This is a genomic window from Actinoplanes sp. NPDC051470 (assembly GCF_040682035.1).
Taxonomy (GTDB): Bacteria; Actinomycetota; Actinomycetes; order Mycobacteriales; family Micromonosporaceae; genus Actinoplanes.
In genome coordinates this window covers 977,872-996,475 of the sequence record NZ_JBFBAA010000001.1, presented here as the reverse complement: position 1 = coordinate 996,475, position 18,604 = coordinate 977,872, and the positions used below count along the sequence as shown (strand labels likewise).

15 protein-coding genes and 1 pseudogene are annotated in these 18,604 nt (G+C 69.5%); 10 read left to right on the top strand and 6 right to left on the bottom strand.

The annotated features are described in order from the left end of the window. Positions 1-109 precede the first annotated feature (109 nt). The 5 genes from AB0M54_RS04855 (at position 110) to AB0M54_RS04835 (ending at position 6,209) form a co-directional block, all read left to right on the top strand. On the top strand, positions 110-1,108 hold the full coding sequence (locus AB0M54_RS04855; protein WP_364312980.1) for an ABC transporter permease: 999 nt from the start codon (positions 110-112) through the stop codon (positions 1,106-1,108). Positions 1,109-1,178: 70 nt separating this feature from the next. Beyond that, on the top strand, positions 1,179-2,936 hold the full coding sequence (locus AB0M54_RS04850; protein WP_364469107.1) for an ABC transporter substrate-binding protein: 1,758 nt from the start codon (positions 1,179-1,181) through the stop codon (positions 2,934-2,936). Positions 2,937-3,107: 171 nt separating this feature from the next. Next, positions 3,108-4,121: an ABC transporter permease gene (locus AB0M54_RS04845; protein WP_364312984.1), complete on the top strand. Its 1,014-nt coding sequence runs from the start codon at positions 3,108-3,110 to the stop codon at positions 4,119-4,121. 1 nt (position 4,122) lies between these two features. After that, complete coding sequence (locus AB0M54_RS04840) at positions 4,123-5,163, top strand: ABC transporter ATP-binding protein (protein ID WP_364469105.1); 1,041 nt, start codon at positions 4,123-4,125, stop codon at positions 5,161-5,163. After that, positions 5,163-6,209, top strand: a complete 1,047-nt coding sequence (locus AB0M54_RS04835) for a dipeptide ABC transporter ATP-binding protein (protein WP_364312990.1) — start codon at positions 5,163-5,165, stop codon at positions 6,207-6,209. The genes AB0M54_RS04840 and AB0M54_RS04835 overlap by 1 nt, the downstream gene beginning before the upstream one ends. On the opposite strand, the gene AB0M54_RS04830 is transcribed toward AB0M54_RS04835, so the two are convergent. The 5 genes and pseudogenes from AB0M54_RS04830 to AB0M54_RS04810 all read right to left on the bottom strand — a co-directional run bounded on the left by AB0M54_RS04830 (position 6,196) and on the right by AB0M54_RS04810 (position 11,467). Next, complete coding sequence (locus AB0M54_RS04830) at positions 6,196-7,686, bottom strand: beta-N-acetylhexosaminidase (RefSeq protein WP_364312993.1); 1,491 nt, start codon at positions 7,684-7,686, stop codon at positions 6,196-6,198. The two genes, AB0M54_RS04835 and AB0M54_RS04830, sit on opposite strands and share 14 nt — an antisense overlap. A gap of 35 nt (positions 7,687-7,721) precedes the next feature. After that, a pseudogene (locus AB0M54_RS04825) lies at positions 7,722-7,934 on the bottom strand (hypothetical protein); the annotation flags it as partial. A 29-nt stretch (positions 7,935-7,963) separates the two neighbouring features. Further along, on the bottom strand, positions 7,964-8,620 hold the full coding sequence (locus tag AB0M54_RS04820; protein ID WP_364469103.1) for an HNH endonuclease family protein: 657 nt from the start codon (positions 8,618-8,620) through the stop codon (positions 7,964-7,966). A gap of 155 nt (positions 8,621-8,775) precedes the next feature. Beyond that, on the bottom strand, positions 8,776-10,524 hold the full coding sequence (leuA, locus tag AB0M54_RS04815) for a 2-isopropylmalate synthase (protein WP_364312998.1): 1,749 nt from the start codon (positions 10,522-10,524) through the stop codon (positions 8,776-8,778). A 139-nt stretch (positions 10,525-10,663) separates the two neighbouring features. Beyond that, complete coding sequence (locus AB0M54_RS04810; RefSeq protein ID WP_364313001.1) at positions 10,664-11,467, bottom strand: hypothetical protein; 804 nt, start codon at positions 11,465-11,467, stop codon at positions 10,664-10,666. 162 nt (positions 11,468-11,629) lie between these two features. Between AB0M54_RS04810 and AB0M54_RS04805 the strand changes: the two genes are divergently transcribed. The 3 genes from AB0M54_RS04805 (at position 11,630) to AB0M54_RS04795 (ending at position 14,581) form a co-directional block, all read left to right on the top strand. Beyond that, positions 11,630-12,895, top strand: coding sequence for an aspartate kinase (locus tag AB0M54_RS04805; RefSeq protein WP_364313004.1), 1,266 nt, complete (start codon positions 11,630-11,632; stop codon positions 12,893-12,895). Between the two features lie 7 nt (positions 12,896-12,902). Continuing rightward, positions 12,903-13,961 (top strand): aspartate-semialdehyde dehydrogenase, encoded by a 1,059-nt coding sequence (locus AB0M54_RS04800; RefSeq protein WP_364313006.1) that lies wholly within the window; start codon positions 12,903-12,905, stop codon positions 13,959-13,961. Positions 13,962-14,032: 71 nt separating this feature from the next. Then, complete coding sequence (locus AB0M54_RS04795; protein ID WP_364313008.1) at positions 14,033-14,581, top strand: hypothetical protein; 549 nt, start codon at positions 14,033-14,035, stop codon at positions 14,579-14,581. A gap of 9 nt (positions 14,582-14,590) precedes the next feature. Here AB0M54_RS04795 and pyrE read toward each other — a convergent pair whose 3' ends face one another. Next, positions 14,591-15,115 carry an orotate phosphoribosyltransferase gene (gene pyrE, locus AB0M54_RS04790; protein WP_364313010.1) on the bottom strand — a complete coding sequence of 175 codons (525 nt, stop codon included), beginning with the start codon at positions 15,113-15,115 and terminating at the stop codon, positions 14,591-14,593. A 92-nt stretch (positions 15,116-15,207) separates the two neighbouring features. On the opposite strand from pyrE, the gene AB0M54_RS04785 reads away from it, so the two are divergent. Together AB0M54_RS04785 and AB0M54_RS04780 are read left to right on the top strand one after the other, a co-directional pair. Then, on the top strand, positions 15,208-16,368 hold the full coding sequence (locus AB0M54_RS04785) for an FIST N-terminal domain-containing protein (protein WP_364469101.1): 1,161 nt from the start codon (positions 15,208-15,210) through the stop codon (positions 16,366-16,368). A 1-nt stretch (position 16,369) separates the two neighbouring features. Next, complete coding sequence (locus AB0M54_RS04780) at positions 16,370-18,562, top strand: EAL domain-containing protein (RefSeq protein WP_364469099.1); 2,193 nt, start codon at positions 16,370-16,372, stop codon at positions 18,560-18,562. Positions 18,563-18,604 lie beyond the last annotated feature (42 nt).

Below are 18,604 nucleotides of genomic sequence, written 5' to 3'. Positions count from 1 at the left end.
GCGAACAACCGATCGGTTGCCCGCGCTGCGGGGCCGGTCGATCTCGCGGCTTCGTGCCGTGACGGCGGCGGCGCCGTGGCCGGTGGCCGGGGAGAGGACCGGAAGCTTCATGGTCGTTGGACCCGGCACGGTCTCAGACCAGATCCCGCTGGCGCCCGATCCCGCGCCCGGCGGCGCGATCGTGACCAAGCAGATCGAGGGCCGTTCGCTCGGCCGCATCGCCTGGAACCGCCTGAAGCGCGACAAGGTCGCGATGGGCGGTGGCATCGTTGTCATCCTGCTGATCCTGGTCGCGATCTTCGCGCCGCTGCTGGCCGACTGGTTCGGCTCGCCGCCCAACGAGTTCCACCAGGACCTGATCGACACCAACACGCTGGCCCCCAAGGGCGGCACCGGCATCTCGTCCGAGCACCTCTTCGGCGTCGAGCCGCAGAACGGCCGGGACATCTTCAGCCGGATCGTCTACGGCGCCCGGATCTCGCTGCTGATCGCGTTCTTCGCCACGCTGCTGTCCACCCTGATCGGCACGACGCTCGGCGTGATCGCCGGCTTCTTCGGCGGCTGGGTCGACACGATCATCAGCCGCGCGATGGACGTCTTCCTGGCCTTCCCGCTGCTGGTCTTCTCGATCGCGCTGGTCGGCGTGGTGCCCGACAACGCGTTCGGGTTCACCGGCGACGGGCTGCGGATCTTCCTGCTGATCTTCATCATCGGCTTCTTCAGCTGGCCGTATATCGGCCGGATCGTCCGTGGTCAGACCCTGTCGCTGCGCGAGCGTGAGTTCGTCGACGCGGCCCGCAGCCTGGGCGCACGGTCGCCGCGCATCATCTTCAAGGAGATGCTGCCCAACCTGATCGCGCCGATCCTGATCTACGCCACGCTGCTGATCCCGACGAACATCCTGTTCGAGGCCGCGCTGTCGTTCCTCGGCGTGGGTGTGCGCCCGCCGACGGCCAGCTGGGGCGGCATGCTCTCGGACGCGTCCAGGTTCTACACGATCTGGCACTTCATGTTCTTCCCGGGCATGGCCATCTTCATCACCGTGCTTGCCTTCAACCTCTTCGGTGACGGCCTGCGAGACGCCCTCGATCCCAAGGGCCGGCGCTGATGCGCCACATGACTTCTACTCCAGCCAGGCGGTCCGGACCCGGACCGTCCCACCAGGGAGGTTGCTACAAGTGATCCGCAAGAACAGGGTGCTGGCGGCCGCGACGGCCGTCCTGGCACTCGGATTGGCCGGCGCGTGCGGCGGCGGTTCTGACGATGATTCGGACGGCGGCACGACTTCCGCGAAGCCGGAGTTCAATGCTGCTCTGACCAAGGTGTTCAACCCTTCTGACAAGAAGGGCGGCACGATTCGCATGGCGAACTCGGGCGACTGGGACACCCTAGACCCGGGCGAGACCTACTACGGCTACTCGTGGAACCTGCTCCGGCTGTACGGCCGCAGCCTGCTCACCTTCAAGGTGCAGCCGGGCAAGGTCGGCAACGAGCTGACTCCCGACCTCGCCGAGGGCGTCGGCACGCCGTCGGACGGCGGCAAGACCTGGACGTACAAGATCCGGGCCGGCATCAAGTACGAGGACGGCACCGTCATCAAGGCGGCCGACGTCAAGTACGCCGTGCTGCGCTCGATCGACAAGGAGACGTTCCCGAACGGCCCCGCGTACTTCGAGCAGTTCCTGAACCTGCCGGCCGGCTACAAGGGCCCGTACAAGTCGAAGGGCGTGAACACCGACTCGGCGATCACCACCCCGGATGACACGACGGTCGTCTTCCACCTGAAGCAGGCCTTCGGTGGCTTCGACTACCTGGCCGCGCTGTCGCAGACGGTTCCGGTGCCGGAGGCCAAGGACACCGGCGCCAACTACAAGCAGCACGTCGTCTCGTCCGGTCCGTACATGTTCGACACGAACAACCTGGGCAAGGACTTCGCGCTCAAGCGGAACCCGAACTGGGACCAGGCCAGCGACCCGATCCGTAAGGCGCTGCCGGACCGCTTCGAGGTCCAGCTGAACGTCAACGCCGACGACCTGGACAACCGGCTTCTCTCCGGTGACCTGGACATCGACGTGGTGGGCACCGGCGTGCAGCCGGCCGCTCTGGGCCGCGTGGTCGGCGACCCGACGGTGAAGGCCAGCACGGACAACGCGTCGCTCGCCCGCCTCTGGTACACCTCGATCAACGGCAACGTCGCGCCGTTCGACAAGGCCGACTGCCGCAAGGCCGTGGAGTTCGCCGCCGACAAGACCGGCTACCAGACCGCGTACGGCGGCCCGCTGGCCGGTGGCGACGTCGCGACCACGCTGATGCCGCCGATCGTTCCCGGTTACCAGAAGTTCGACCTGTACCCGTCGCAGGACGGCAAGGGTGACGTCGAGAAGGCCAAGGCGGCCCTGGCCGCGTGTGGCCAGCCGGCCGGCTTCGAGACCAACATCGCCTACCGGGCCGAGCGTCCGAAGGAGAAGGCGGCCGCCGAGTCGCTGCAGCAGTCGCTGGGCCGGGTCGGCATCAAGCTCACGCTGAAGCCGTTCCCGCAGGGTGACTACTTCTCCCAGTACGCCGGCAACCCGCCGTACGCGAAGAGCAACAAGCTCGGTCTGATCGTGAACGGCTGGGGCGCCGACTGGAACGACGGTTTCGGCTTCCTGTCGCAGATCGTGGACAGCCGGGTCATCCGGGAGACCGGTGGCTCGTCCAACACGAGTGTCCGGGACCCGGACGTCGACAAGATGCTCGACGCCGCGATCGCGAACACCGACACGGCCGCGCGTGAGAAGGCCTGGGGCGAGATCGACAAGAAGGTCATGGAGGACGCTTACATCCTCCCCGGCGTCTACGCGAAGTCGCTGCTCATCCGCCCGAAGAAGCTGACCAACGTGTTCGTCAGCGAGGCGTACAACATGTACGACTACACCGCGCTCGGCGTGGCCTGATCCAGGCCGGAACACACCCGACAGATAGGTGAAGGCAGCAGACGGCCGGTCCGGGGACGTCCTCGGACCGGCCGTCCAGCCGAGCACCGATGAGGTCTATTCACGACGGTGGAGACCGAGTTGCAGCACTTTCGCATGTCGCTAGTCAAGGAAGGTCGTGAATAAACCTCAGTGATCACGTACATCATCAGGCGCCTTTTCGCGGCCGTCCTGCTGCTCTTCATCGTCAGCGCCGCCACGTTCTCGATCTTCTACCTGTTCCCGCGGCTCGTCGGTGGGACGCCGGAGACGCTGGCCACCCGCTACGTCGGCCGGGCGGCGACGCCCGAGACGGTCACGCTGATCGCCCACAAGCTGGGCTTCTACGAGCCGATCTGGGTCCAGTACGGGCGCTGGATCAAGGGCATCTTCGTGGGCGCCGACTACAACATCGGCTCGAGCCTGGAGCACTGCCCGGCGCCCTGCTTCGGTTATTCGTTCATCACCCACCAGCCGGTCTGGCCCGACCTGCTGGACCGCCTGCCGGTGACCCTGTCGCTGGCGATCGGCGCGGCCATCCTGTGGCTGCTCCTCGGACTGTCCGCCGGCACCATCTCGGCGCTGCGCCGCGGGTCCCTGCTGGACCGCGTCGCGATGGGCATCTCGCTGGCCGGCGTCTCGCTGCCGATCTTCTTCACCGGCCTGATCGGCCTGCTGGTCTTCAGCTACACCCTGAACTGGACGGCGGACGGCGGCAGTTACACGCCGTTCACCGAGAATCCCGGCGAATGGTTCTATTCGCTGCTGCTGCCATGGGTCGTGCTCGCTTTCCAGTTCTCCGCCCAGTACGCCCGGCTGACCCGGGCCGGCATGTTGGAGACGTTGAGTGAGGACTACATCCGGACGGCGCGCGCGAAGGGACTGAAGGAACGCGACGTCAACGTGCGACATGGTCTGCGCGCGGCGCTCACCCCGATCCTGACCATCTTCGGTCTCGACTTCGGCCTGCTGCTCGGCGGCGCGGTGCTGACCGAGACGGTCTTCTCCCTGCCCGGCCTGGGCAAGTACGCGATCGACGCGATCACCAACAACGACCTGCCGAAGGTGCTCGGCGTGACGTTGATGGCGGCGTTCTTCGTGGTCATCGCGAACCTGGTCGTCGACCTGCTCTACGCGGTCGTCGACCCGAGAGTGAGGGTGGGCTGACATGACCGACCAGACACAGCCATTCCTCGAGGTCAAAGACCTGAAGATCCACTTCCCGACCGACGACGGTGTGGTGAAGAGCGTCGACGGCCTGACCTTCTCGGTCGAGCGCGGCAAGACGCTGGGCATCGTCGGCGAGTCCGGCTCGGGCAAGTCGGTGACCAGCCTCGGCATCATGGGGCTCTACAACAAGCGCAACTCGAAGATCTCCGGCCAGATCTGGCTGGACGGCGATGACGTGGTCAGCAGCGACGACGAGACGGTTCGCAAGCTGCGCGGCAACAAGATGTCGATGATCTTCCAGGACCCGCTGTCCTCGATGCACCCGTACTACACGGTGGGCCAGCAGATCGTCGAGGCGTACCGGGTCCATCACAGCGTCTCCAAGAGCGTGGCCCGCAAGCACGCCGTGGACATGCTGGGCCGGGTCGGCATCCCGCAGCCCGACCGCCGGGTGGACGACTACCCGCACCAGTTCTCCGGCGGTATGCGGCAGCGCGCGATGATCGCCATGTCGCTGGTCAACGACCCGCAGCTGCTGATCGCGGACGAGCCGACCACCGCCCTGGACGTGACCGTGCAGGCGCAGATCCTCGACCTGATGCACGACCTGCAGTCGGAGTTCAACTCCGCGCTGATCGTGATCACCCACGACCTGGGCGTGGTGGCCGAGCTGGCCGACGACGTGCTGGTCATGTACGGCGGCCGGTGCATCGAGTTCGCCGATGCCACCACGATCTTCGACCGGCCGGAGCACCCGTACACCTGGGGTCTGCTCGGATCCATGCCCCGCATGGACCGTCCGCAGATCGACCGGCTGGTTCCCATCCCGGGTCTGCCGCCGTCGCTGATCAACCTGCCGACGGGCTGCTCGTTCCACCCGCGCTGCCAGTTCGAGCCGCGCACCGGCGGACTCGGCTCGACCACGATGCCGGAGCTGAGCCCGGCCGGTGGCAGCAAGCACCTGGTCCGTTGTCACATCCCCACCGGTGAGCGGCAGCGGATCTGGTCCGACGAGGTCAAGCCGAGGCTGGAGGCGTGATGAGCGACAAGAAGACCGCGCTTCTGTCGGTGCGGGGCCTGGAGAAGCACTTCCCGATCACCAAGGGCCTGCTGCGGCGCAAGGTCGGCGCGGTGCGCGCGGTCGACGGCATCGACTTCGAGGTCTACAAGGGCGAGACGCTGGGCCTGGTCGGCGAGTCCGGCTGTGGCAAGTCGACCACCGGCCGGCTGCTGACCCGCCTGCTGGAGCCGACCGGCGGCAAGGTCGAGTTCGACGGCCGGGACATCACGCACCTGGGACAGGGCCGGCTGCGGCCGATGCGCCGGGACATGCAGATGATCTTCCAGGACCCGTTCTCGTCGCTGAACCCGCGGCACACGGTCGGCACGATCGTCGGGGCGCCGTTCCGGATCCAGAACGTGAAGACCGAGCACGGCGTCAAGCGCGCGGTTCAAGACCTGCTCAAGCTGGTGGGCCTGAACCCGGAGCACTACAACCGCTACCCGCACGAGTTCTCCGGCGGCCAGCGGCAGCGCATCGGCATCGCCCGGACGCTGGCGCTGCGGCCCAAGATGATCGTCGCCGACGAGCCGGTGTCCGCGCTCGACGTGTCGATCCAGGCTCAGGTCGTCAACCTGCTCGACGACCTGCAGAACGAGTTCGGCCTGACCTACGTGTTCATCGCGCACGACCTGTCCGTGGTGCGGCACATCTCCGACCGGGTGGCCGTGATGTACCTCGGCAAGGTGGTCGAGATCGCCGACCGGGAGTCGCTCTACAGCAACCCGCGCCACCCGTACACGGTGGCTCTGCTCTCGGCCGTGCCGGTGCCCGACCCGCGCCGGCGGGACCGCCTCCAGCGCGAGCGGGTGCTGCTGACCGGTGACGTGCCGAGCCCGATCAACCCGCCGTCCGGCTGCCGGTTCCGCACCCGCTGCTGGAAGGCGCAGGACATCTGCGCGACCGAGGAGCCGCCGCTGGTTCCGCGTCTGGACGACCCCGACTCCCACCAGACCGCGTGTCATTTCCCGGTGGCGGAGGGCGAGGCCGTCCAAGGACGGAAGACGGCTCTTACTCCCAGCTGATCTGCGGGGACGGGTAGAAGTCGACGCCGCGTGCGGTCCACTGTGGGCCGTGCGCGGCCAGGCGTGACCGGAACGACTCCCAGTCGTGTGTCGAGGCCGGCGACCAGGCGAGCTCGGCGATCGCGGCCAGCCTCGGGAACGCCATGAACTCGATGTCGTCGATGCTGCGCAGCGTCTCCGACCAGAGGGCGGCCTCAACCCCCAGAACCGCTGATTCGGGTACGCCGGTCAGGTGCGTTCCGGGATCCCAGTCGTACGCGGTCCGCACCTCGATCAGACCGGCCCAGGTCAGGCCGAGCCGGGTGTTCCGGTCGTACTTCATGTCGAGGTAGGCCTTGTTGGCCGGCGACATCACCACGCGCGTGCCGTTCGCCACCGCGCCGGCCAGGACCGGGTTGCTGCGCGTCGTGCCCCAGTACTGGGCGACGGAGGAGTGCGCGGCGGGGGACTGGGCGATCTCGTTCCACCCGTACGCCGTCTTGCCGTACTTGGCGACCAGCGGGATCACCCGGTTCTGGAACGTCAGGTAGTCGGCCGGCGGGGTGGCGTGCGCCTCGTCGCCGCCGATGTGGATGTACGGCCCGGGGGTGATGGCGGCGAGCTCGCGGATCACGTCCTCGACGAACCGGTAGGTGGTTTCCGACGAGATGCACAGCGAGCTGTAGCCGACCGCGGTGTCGGTGCGGGGCGGCGGCGCGACCCCGTCACAGGTCAGCTCGGGATAGGCGACCTGGGCGGCGTTGACGTGTCCGGGCATGTCGATCTCGGGCACGATGGTGACGAACCGGGCCGCCGCGTACGCGACCAGGTCGGCGTACTGCGCCTTGGTGAGGAAGCCGCCGCCGACCCCGTCCACGCCGGTGCCCGCGGCCCCGCCGATCTCGGTGAGCCGGGGCCAGCCGTCGATCTGGATCCGCCAGCCCTGGTCGTCGCTGAGGTGCAGGTGCAGATAGTTGATCTTCAGGCGGCGGATCTCGTCGATGTACTTCTTGACCTCGTCCGGGGTGTGGAAGTGCCGGGCCAGGTCGAGGTGGGAGCCGCGGTAGGCGAACCGCGGCCGGTCCTGGACGGTCCCGCCGGCGATGGCCCGGCCCTCGCGCAGCTGCAGCAGCGTCTGGGTTCCGTTGAAGAGCGCTTCCGGGTTGCCGCCGGTGACCTCGACGCCGCTCCGGTTGACGGTCAGCTGGTAGCCGTCGCCCAGACCGCCGGCGATCCTCAGCGAGATCTTCCGGGCGGCCGGCGCCGCAGAGGTCGTCACCGGGAGCGTCAGCCCGGTGGCGGCGGCGAGGTCCGACGCCAGCAGGGTGCCGACCGCCGGGGTCCGGGTCTGGATCACGGTGTTGCGGTCGAGGTGGAAGTCGGCGCCGCTGGGAACCGCGGAGACGGGCGCCGGGATGACATCGCCGAAGGTGGATGCCGACAGAACGGGCACCGGAGCCGCCAGGAGGGCGGCGGTCAGAATCTGAGGCAGGGCCATGCCCGACGCTACATCGAGGACTGTAAATAAAGCTACTACTCCGGGCGGTGCAGCAGCGCCACCGCGAAGTCGTGCAGCACGTCGGCGTCGGCCGCGTCGGCCAGCTTCACCTTGCCGCCGGTCACGTGGTACCACTCAGCGGCGTCCTTGTACTGCACGGTCAGCGTCACGTCCTGGCCGGACACCTCGCTGACCAGCGTCACCTCGCCGGTGATCACGCCGACCTCATCGGTCATCACGCCGCCCGGCGCGTTCAGATCGCTGCGCTTGCCCGCCATCAGCACTCCTTGAGCATCGTGCTCAGCGCCTTCTTCTCGGCGCTGGTCACCGTCAGCTTCCAGTAGCTCTTCACCGTGATCCAGTCCCCGGCGTAGCCGCACCACTCGGCCTTGACCGAAGGCTTCCACGTCGATGGATCCTGATCGCCCTTACCCCGGTTCGAGGTCTGCGACACCGCCACCAGCTGGGGACGTTCCAGGTCGTTGGCGAAATCGCCGCGCCGATCCTTGGTCCACGCCGCCGCGCCCGAACGCCACGCGTTGGCCAGCGGCACCATGTGGTCGATGTCGACCAGGGTGGGCTTGGTCAGGACCTTGCCGTCGTAGCTGCTCGTCCAGGTGCCGCCGACCACGTTGCAGCCGGAGAACTTCACCTTGCGGCCGTCCCGCTTGAGGACCGAGTCGCGGACGTCGCAGTTCTTTCCGGTGTCGCGCCAGTGCGGGAACTCGTCCCGGGTGTAGCCGCGCATCGATCCGGCCTTGGCCTCATTGAGGCCGGCGAGCAGCTTCGCGGGGTTGCCGCTGGTGCTGCCGCCGGCCTCGCCACCGCCCGGAGTCGTCGTCGTGGGAGCGGGCTCGAGGGGAACCACTTCACAGCCGGTGGTGAGGGTCGCTGCCGCGATCAGGACAAGAGCAAGGGGGGTACGTGTGAGCACCCCCCAAGCCTAGGAGGGTTGTGCCCGTTTCTCGCCCTGGAGAGCGGGGTGTCCGCTTTGTGTGGCGCGCCGTCGTTCAGTGGTAGCCAAGATCAGTGGTAGCCAAGACCGGCATCCGAGGCCCGGATGGCGCGCTCGGCTACCACTCGGAGGGGTTAGCGGACCCGGTTGACCGCGCTCGTCACGGCCTTGATCGAGGCGGTGACGATGTTCGCGTCCAGTCCGACGCCCCACACCGTGGTCTCGCCGACCTCGCACTCCACGTACGCGGCGGCCTGCGCGTCTCCACCGGAGGACAGTGCGTGCTCGGCGTAGTCGTGCACCCGGACCTGGATGCCCAGCGGCTGGAGCGCCTGCACGTACGCGTCGATCGGGCCGTTGCCCACCCCGGTGAGCGTCTTCTCCTCGCCCCGGTCGGTCACCGTGACGTCGATCTCGACCTTGCCGTCCACCGTGGCCGTCGTGTAGCGCTGCATGACGATCCGCGCGAAGGCCTGGTGATCGGGGAGGTACTCGCCGGCGAAGATGTCGTACATCGCCTGCGGGCCGACCTCGCCTCCCTCGCTGTCGGTGACCCGTTGCACCACGCCGGAGAACTCGATCTGCAGCCGTCGCGGCAGGTCGAACTTGTGCTCCTCCTTCATGATGTACGCCACGCCGCCCTTGCCGGACTGCGAGTTGACCCGGATGACCGCCTCGTACGTCCGGCCCACATCCTTCGGGTCGATCGGCAGGTAGGGCACGCCCCAGGTGAAGTCGTCCACCGGCGTCCCGGCCGTCTCGGCGTCCTTGGCCAGCGCGGTCAGGCCCTTGTTGATCGCGTCCTGGTGCGAGCCGGAGAAGGCGGTGTAGACCAGGTCGCCCACGTACGGGTGCCGCTCGTGCACCGGCAGTTGGTTGCAGTACTCGACGGCCCGCTTGATGTCGTCGATGTCCGAGAAGTCGATCATCGGGTCGACGCCCTGGGAGAACAGGTTGAGGCCCAGCGTGACCAGGTCGACGTTGCCGGTCCGCTCGCCGTTGCCGAAGAGGCAGCCCTCGACCCGGTCGGCGCCGGCCAGCACGCCCAGCTCGGCCGCGGCCACCGCGCAGCCGCGGTCGTTGTGCGGGTGCAGGCTCAGCACCACCGACTCGCGGCGGGGCAGGTTGCGGTGCATCCACTCGATGGAGTCGGCGTATACGTTGGGGGTGGCCATCTCGACCGTGGCCGGCAGGTTGATGATCAGCGGCCGGTCGGGCGTCGGATCGATCACGTCGATGACCGCCGAGCAGACCTCGAGCGCGTAGTCCAGTTCGGTGCCGGTGTACGACTCGGGGCTGTACTCGTAGAAGATCTCGGTGTCCGGCGTGTGGATCTCGGCGTACTTCTGGCACAGCCGCGCGCCCGTGGTCGCGATGTCGGTGATGCCGGCCTTGTCCAGGCCGAACACCACCCGGCGCTGCAGCGTCGAGGTCGAGTTGTAGAAGTGCACGATGGCCCGCTTGGCGCCGCGGATCGACTCGAAGGTGCGGTCGATCAGGTGCTCGCGACATTGGGTCAGCACCTGGATGGTGACGTCGTCCGGGATCAGGTCCTGCTCGATGAGCTGGCGGACGAAGTCGAAGTCGGTCTGGCTGGCGGCCGGGAAGCCGACCTCGATCTCCTTGTAGCCCATCTGCACCAGCAGCGTGAACATGCGCCGCTTGCGCTCGGGGGACATCGGGTCGATCAGGGCCTGGTTGCCGTCGCGCAGGTCGACCGCGCACCAGCGCGGGGCCTTCTCGATGCGTTGCGAAGGCCATTGCCGATCGGGCAGCTCCACCGCGAACTGCTGGTGGTAGGCCTGGTAGCGCTGGAACGGCATCGCGCTCGGGCGTTGGCGGGCGATGGCGTCGTCAGTCACGACTGAGTCGTTCGAAGACATGGGATGTGCTCCTGCGAAAAGGGGAACGGACCTAGGGCGGCCGCGCGCACATCAACTCCGCGACGAGGTGTCGGCCTAGAAACGGGCCTCGTCGCGGCAGCGAAGGAGAAGTGCGTTCCACATGTCGTCGGAAACACTATCAGCCTTGCGGCTGAGCGCTAGGGGCAATGGATCCGTTCGAGGGATCGACGGTGGGCGCGGGCGGCGGACTCTTGGTGCCGAGCGGCTCGCCGCCGGTCAGCGGGCCGGGCAGGTCGATCCGCGGCGGCGCGGCCGCGACGCTGACCAGGGTGAGCATGCCGAAGTCGACCCGGGCCGCGGTGAGCAGGCCGTTGTCGGCGTAGCAGTAGATGCCGACGTCGACCGGCGGCTTGAGCGCGGCCGAGATGCCGTCCACCGCGTAGCACGCGCCCTGCGCGGCCGGACCCTGCGTGGCCAGCGGCTTCGCGGCCACCACGGACAGCGGCGACTGCCGGTCCTGGAAGACGCTCAGCCACTGCCGGAAGATCCGCTCCACCCCGGGGTCGAACTCCCGGGGCAGGCGCTTGTCCGGATCGGCGACCCGGACGCAGGAGGGGTTGATCGGGTTGCTCGCCGACGGCATCGCGCATTGGAAGACGCCCTCGGGGGTCTGCACCACGGAGACGTCGGCGGCGCCGCCGAGCGCGCCGCCGGGGATGTCGACCCGCCACGAGCCGTCGGTGGCGACCGTGGCCACCACCGAGCGGGCGCCCTGGCCGTCGCCGGGGTCGTAGTCGTAGAGCGCGGAGTAACGGTGGTCCTGGGCCAGCGCCGCGCGTGCCGCCAGCTCGCTGCGCGCGGCCGAGGTGTCGGTGATGACGTCGTCGCTCGGCTCCGGCGACGGGCCGGCCGCGGGCGCGTCGGACCCACAGCCCGCGGCCAGAAGGGTCAGCAGGACGACGGGTACCAGGCGTGGACGCACCGAGACATTCTCGCCTCTGTGCCGCACATCGGTCGCGGTCCGCCGCCGGGCGTGTCGCGGCGCACAGGCCGGATTCTGGGATCGCCATCCAGCGCGATTCTGAGTTCCCACTAAGCTGGTCCGCGTCCGTTCCCGCCCCATGCTGAGAGGAAGTTCGCGGCCGTGGCCCTGGTGGTGCAGAAATACGGCGGTTCGTCCGTCGCCACGGCGGAACGTATCAAGCGGGTGGCGGAACGGATCGTGTCCGCCCGCAAGGCCGGCGACGACGTCGTCGTGGTGGTCTCCGCGATGGGTGACACCACCGACGAGCTGATGGACCTGGCCAACCAGGTCAGCCCGCTCCCGCCCGGCCGCGAGCTCGACATGCTGCTGACCGCCGGCGAACGCATCTCGATGGCGTTGCTGGCGATGGCGATCCACAACCTGGGCTATGAGGCCCGGTCGTACACCGGCTCGCAGGCCGGCGTGCTGACCACCTCGGTGCACGGCAAGGCCCGCATCATCGACGTCACGCCCGGCCGGCTGCGCACCGCGCTGGACGAGGGCGCGATCGCGATCGTGGCCGGCTTCCAGGGCGTGTCACAGGACACCAAGGACATCACCACGCTGGGCCGCGGCGGTTCCGACACCACGGCGGTCGCGCTGGCCGCGGCGCTGCGGGCCGACGTCTGCGAGATCTACACCGACGTGGACGGTGTGTTCACCGCCGACCCGCGGATCGTGCCGAACGCGCGACACATCAAGAAGATCACCTACGAGGAGATGCTCGAGCTGGCCGCCGGCGGGGCGAAGGTGCTGATGCTGCGCTGCGTCGAGTACGCGCGGCGCTTCGGCGTCCCGATCCACGTACGCTCGTCGTACTCACTCAAGCCCGGCACCATGGTCACCGGATCGATGGAGGACCCTTCCGTGGAACAGGCGCTGATCACCGGGGTCGCCCACGACCGCAGCGAGGCCAAGATCACGATCGTCGGGGTGCCCGACGAGCCGGGCGCCGCCGGCCGGATCTTCGAGACCGTCGCCTCGGCCGAGATCAACATCGACATGATCGTGCAGAACGTGTCCACCGAGGGCACCGGCCGCACCGACATCTCGTTCACGTTGCCCAAGGCCGACGGCCCGACCGCGATGGCCGCGCTCAACAAGATCCAGGGCCAGATCAAGTTCAAGAGCCTGCTGTTCGACGACCACGTCGGCAAGGTCTCGCTGATCGGCGCCGGCATGAGGTCACACCCGGGTGTGGCCGCCTCCTTCTTCGCCTGCATCGGCGCCGCCGGCGTCAACATCGAGATGATCTCCACGTCCGAGATCCGGGTCTCGGTGGTGTGCCGCGACAGCGACCTCGACAACGCGGTCCGCGCCGTGCACGACCAGTTCGAGCTGGGCGGCGACGAGCAGGCGGTCGTCTACGCCGGCACCGGACGTTAGCCCGGCGATGGCGAAGCAGCCCACGCTCGCCGTCGTCGGAGCCACCGGCTCCGTCGGCACGGTGATGCGTGAGCTGCTCTCCTCCCGGCGCAACGTGTGGGGCGAGATCCGGCTGATCGCATCGGCCCGCTCGGCCGGCAAGTCGTTGCGCTGCCGCGGCGAAGATCTCTCGGTCGTCGAGCTGACGCCCGAGGCGTTCGACGGCGTCGACGTGGCCATGTTCGACGTGCCCGACGCGGTGTCACTGGAGTGGGCGCCGATCGCGGTCGAGCGCGGCGTCACCGTGGTCGACAACTCGGCCGCCTTCCGCATGCACCCCGACGTCCCGCTGGTCGTGCCCGAGGTCAACCAGGACGCGATGCGCCGCCGGCCGCGCGGCATCATCAGCAACGCCAACTGCACCACGATGGCGATGATCATGGCGATCGCGCCGCTGCACCAGGAGTACGGCCTGCGCGAGCTGGTCCTGGCGTCCTACCAGGCGGTGTCCGGGGCCGGGCAGATCGGCGTCGACGTCCTGCACGACCAGCTGATGAAGGTGGCCGGCGACCGCACGCTCGGCTCCCGCCCCGGCAACGTGCGGCAGGCGGTCGGCGACGACCTCGGCCCGTTCCCGGCCCCCCTGGCGCTCAACGTGGTGCCCTGGTCGGGTGATCTGGCCGCGAACGGCTGGTCGTCCGAGGAGCTGAAGATGCGCAACGAGTCGCGCAAGATCCTCGGCCTGCCCGCCCTCAAGGTCTCCGCCACCTGCGTCCGGGTCCCGGTGGTGACCGGCCACTCGGTCGCGGTGCACGCGGTCTTCGGCTCCGAGCTGACCGCCGAAGACGCCCGCGCGGTGCTGCGCAACGCCCCCGGCGTGATCCTGGTCGACGACCCGGCCGCGGGCGAGTTCCCGATGCCGATCGACGCCGTCGGCACCGACCCGTCCTGGGTGGGCCGGATCCGCCGGGCGATGGACGACCCACGGGCGCTCGACATGTTCATCACCGGCGACAACATGCGCAAGGGCGCGGCGCTCAACACGGTGCAGATCGCCGAGCTGCTGGCCGCGGAGGCCGCGGCCTAACGCTCAAGTGCTCGGGGTGCGCGTCGATCCTTACGGCCGCAGATTCTGAACACCCCCGAGGAGACCCACCGATGGCTTGCCCGAACTGCGGCACCGGCGTCAGCGTCGGCGCGCCCTGCCCGGCCTGCGGCTTCACGTCCCCGGCCCCGGCGGCCGACCAGTTCGGCGGCCCGATGCCGTCCGGCCTGACCGGCTACACCCCGCCCCCGACCGCAGCCCAGCTCTACCCCGAGCCGGCCCCCGCCTACAGCGCGCCGCCACCGCCGCCCGGCCACCCCGCGGCCTACTCGGCTCAGGGCTACCCGGCTCAGGGCTACGCGCCCGGTTACCCGCCGCCGCCCGGCAACTACCCGGTCGGCGTGCCGTACAACGCCTACTTCGCGCCGCAGGCCGACGTCGGCAACGGCTTCAGCATCGCCGGCATCGTGCTGGGCGTCATCGCGCTGGTGGTCTGCCCGCTGCTCTTCGGCCTGGCCGGCGTGGCCATGGCGCAACGCGCCCACAGGCGGGGCGAGAGCCTGTCGAAGGTGTCCTTCGGCGTGGCGATCGGCGGGCTCGTGGTCGGCATCATCGGCACGATCGTCCTGAGGGCGACCACGAGCCTCTACGACTTCAGCTGACGGGCCCGGTCAGACCGCCGCGTCGAGGGCGGCTCGGTTGAGCAGGGCCCGCAACGTGATCCCGTGCTCGGCCAGCGCCTCGCCGCCGCCTTCCTGCCGGTCGATCACGCACAGCGCGTGGTCCACGTGTGCGCCCAGCTTCCGCAGCTCGCCGGTGGAGATCACCACCTGGCCACCCGAGGTCACCACGTCCTCGACCACCAGCACCCGCCGCCCGGCCACCTCCGCGCCCTCGGAGAGCCGGGCGGTGCCGTACTGCTTGGCCTGCTTGCGGACGAACGCGCAGGGCAACCCGGCGTGCCGGGCGACGGCGGTGACCACCGCGATGCCGCCCATCTCGAGGCCGGCCAGCACCTCGGTGCCGCCCGGGATGAGCGCCGCCATCTGCTCGGCCAGCTGGTCGAGCAGCACCGGGTCGGACTCGAACTGGTACTTGTCGAAGTATTCGGTCGCCGCGCGGCCGCTGCGCAACGTGAACGTGCCGGTCAGCCGGGCAACGCGGTTAACCTGCCGCGCCAGGTCGGAGTCAGTCACAAGGTGACAGCCTGTCAGGTCAGCCCCAGGGGAATCACGGCACCCCAGCCGCAACCGCTCAGCAACCGTGGGTACCCGCCGATCAGAAGATCATGCAGACACCGCACCGCTGGTTCGGCGCCGGTCACAGCATCGCCGCGGACAGCGCCAAGGCGGGCGCCGAGGCGGCGGCATCCGCGGTCGGTGGGCGTACCCCCGCGGTGGTTTTCGTCTTCGCCTCACACCAACATGACCTGCCGGCGCTGCTGATGGCCGTCCGCGACGAGGCCGGACCGAACGCGCTGGTGGTGGGCGCGTCCACGCTCGGCGAGCTGGCCTACGACGGCGCGAGCGCGGGCGGGGTGTCGGTGGCCGCGCTGGGCGGTGAGGGCTTCACCGTACGCGCGAAGGTCGCCCACATCGGCGACGCCGGGCACCGCCGGGCCGGAGCCGAGGCGGCCGAGGCGATGGCCGGCGTGACCAGTCCGCACAGCGTGCTCATCCTGCTCGCCGACGGGCTGTCCGGCGACCCGCACGAGGTGGTCCGGGGCGCGTACTCGGTGCTCGGCGCCGTGGTGCCGCTGGTCGGGGGCTTCGCCGGCGGCGGGTCGGACAAGTCCCGGACGTTCCAGTTCATCGGCGACACGGTCTACACCGACGCGGTCGTGGGCGTCGCGCTGGGCTCGGACGCCCCGATCGGCATCGGCGTCGCGCACGGCTGGCACCGGGTCGAGCCACCGATGATCATCACCAGCAGCCGGGGCGGCCGGATCTTCGAGCTGGACGACGAGCCCGCGCTGGACGTGCTGCTGCGCCGCAACGACCTGGCCGGCCAGCGGGCCGCCGACCTGTTCCACGGGGTGGACGCGCTCCAGGCGCTCGGCCTGTCCCGGCGCAACGGGGAGGACATCCGGGTGATTCACGACGGCGACGACGTCGACCGGTCCATCCTGGGCATGTCCGACGTTCCGCAGGGCGCGCTGTGCTGGCTGATGGAGGCCGACCACGACGCGCTGATCCGGGGCGCGACCGACTCGTGCCGGGAAGCTCTGGACGGCCTCGGCGGGAAGGTGCCGCTGGGCGTGCTCGCCTTCGACTGCGGCGCGCGGCGAGGCCGGCTCGGACCCGACGGCATGCAGGAGGAGATGGCCGCGATGCGCTCCGCTCTGGGCAGCACGCCGTACGCCGGCTTCTACACCGCCGGGGAGATCGCCCGGGTCCGCGGCGCCCTCGGCACCCACCACCTGACCCTCGTCACCCTGGCGCTGGCCTGACATGTCCCACTCGTCGTCACATCAGCCCACCGAGTTCTTCTCGGTGGTCAACGCGGCCGCCGACGAGGAGACCGCCGTCGCCGCCGCCGTGGAGCGGGCCGCCGAGATGGTCGAGGCCGAGGTCGCCGCCGTGGTGCTGGCCGACCAGGTCCGCGGCGCCTGGGGCTTCGGGACGGAGGTGCCGTCGGCCGGGCTGCTCCGCGCCGACAAACGGCTGGGCGTGCCCGCCCTGGGCGCGCTGCACACCTGCTACACCGCGCTCGGCGAGGACAAGAAGCACGGCGCGCTGATGGTCGGCCGGCTCAGCGCCGAGTTCAGCCCCGAGGAACGGCACATGCTGCAGGGCATGGCCCAGGTGCTCGGCCTGGCGCTGCGCGGCATCCGGGTGCTCTCCGACGAGCGCAACCTGCGCGCCGACTCGGAACGCGTGGCTCAGGTCGCGCAGACCAAGCAGATGCTGGTGGAGACGCTGCTGAGGATCCAGCGGACCATCTCCAACCGGCGCCCGCTGCCGGAGATCCTGGACGCGGTGACCAGCGGCGCCGCGGCCCTGCTGGGCGCCGACTCGGTGGCGCTGATGCTGGCTGAGGAGGGCCGGGCGCGGCGGCTGACCGTGGCGTCCACGGCCGGCACACCCGAGGCGTCCACCCACGACGGCGATGCCCGCGAGGCGATGGCCGGTGGCCAGGTGGTGATCCGTGCGCTTGCCCGGGACGCCGTGATCGCCGCCCCGGTGCAGGTCACCGGCGAGATGACGGGAAGCCTGGTGGCCCGGCTGCCCGGACCGGTCGAGCGGCACGCCGAGCACCGCGAGCAGCTGGCCGCGTTCGCCCAGCAGGTGAGCGTGGCGCTGACCGACGCCCGTACCGCCGAAGCCGCTCACGAAGCGCACCATGATCCGGTCACCGGCCTGCCCAACCGGGGCCTGTTCCTGAAGATCTTCAACCGGGTGCTGGCGTCGCGGGACGTGGCGACCGACCCGACCAGCGTGCTCTTCGTCGACCTGGACCGGTTCAAGGCGGTCAACGACAGCCTCGGCCACGAGGCCGGCGACCAGTTGCTGGCCGCGGTGGCCGGTCGGATCCGCGGCTGCGTCCGGGCCAGCGACACCACCGCCCGGCTCGGCGGCGACGAGTTCGCGGTGCTGCTGCACGATTCGCCGATGGACGCCGCGACCGGCGTCGCCGAGCGGATCGTCCAGGCCGTGAAGGACCCGTTCCGGTTGGCCGGGCGGGACATCTTCATCGGGGCCAGCGTCGGCGTGGCCATCTCGCGGGAGACCGCCGAGCACTCCGACGTGCTGCTGAACAACGCGGACGTGGCGATGTACCGGGCCAAGAAGGAGGGCCCGGGCAAGGTCATCGTGTACGAGCCGTACATGCACACCGAGGCCCTCAACTATCTGAGCCTGCGCGGCGACCTGCAGAAGGCCCTGGACGCGGGCGAGTTCGCGCTGCAGTACCAGCCGCTGATCCGCCTGGCCACCGGCGAGGTGACCGGGGTCGAGGCGCTGATCCGCTGGCACAGCCCCGGTCGTGGCCTGGTCAGCCCGGTCGACTTCATCCCGATCGCCGAGGAGTCGGGCCTGATCGTGGAGATCGGCCAGTGGGTGCTGGAGACCGCCGCGGCCCAGGTCGCCACCTGGCGCCGGACGTTCCCCGACCTGACCCTGAACGTGAACGTCTCCGGCCTCCAGCTGGTCAACCCGCGCTTCGCCGACGACGTGATGCGCGCGCTGGCCCTGGCCGGCCTGCCGTCCAGCGCGGTCACCCTGGAGCTCACCGAGTCGGTGCTGATGAGCGAGCCCGATCTGGCCCGGTCGTCGCTGGCCGCGCTGCGTACGCTCGGGGTTCAGCTCTCGATCGACGACTTCGGCACCGGCTACTCGTCGCTGGCGTACCTCCGCGAACTGCCGGTCGACGAGCTCAAGATCGACCGTGCCTTCATCGCCCGCGCCGAACTCACCGCCGAAGACCTGGCCCTGGTCCGCACGATCGTGCAGCTCGGCCAGATCCTGGGCCTGCGGGTGGTCGCCGAGGGCATCGAGAACGCCGCCCAGCTCGAGGCCCTGCGCTCGCTCAGTTGCGCCTGCGGCCAGGGCTACCACCTCTGCCGCCCCGCCGACGCGGCCGACCTACCACCGTTCCTCGAGCGCGCAAGCCTCCGTCACCCGAACGCGTCACTCATGGCTTAGTTACGGCCGGTTCTGTCGGGTTTCGCGTATTTTGCACGTCAA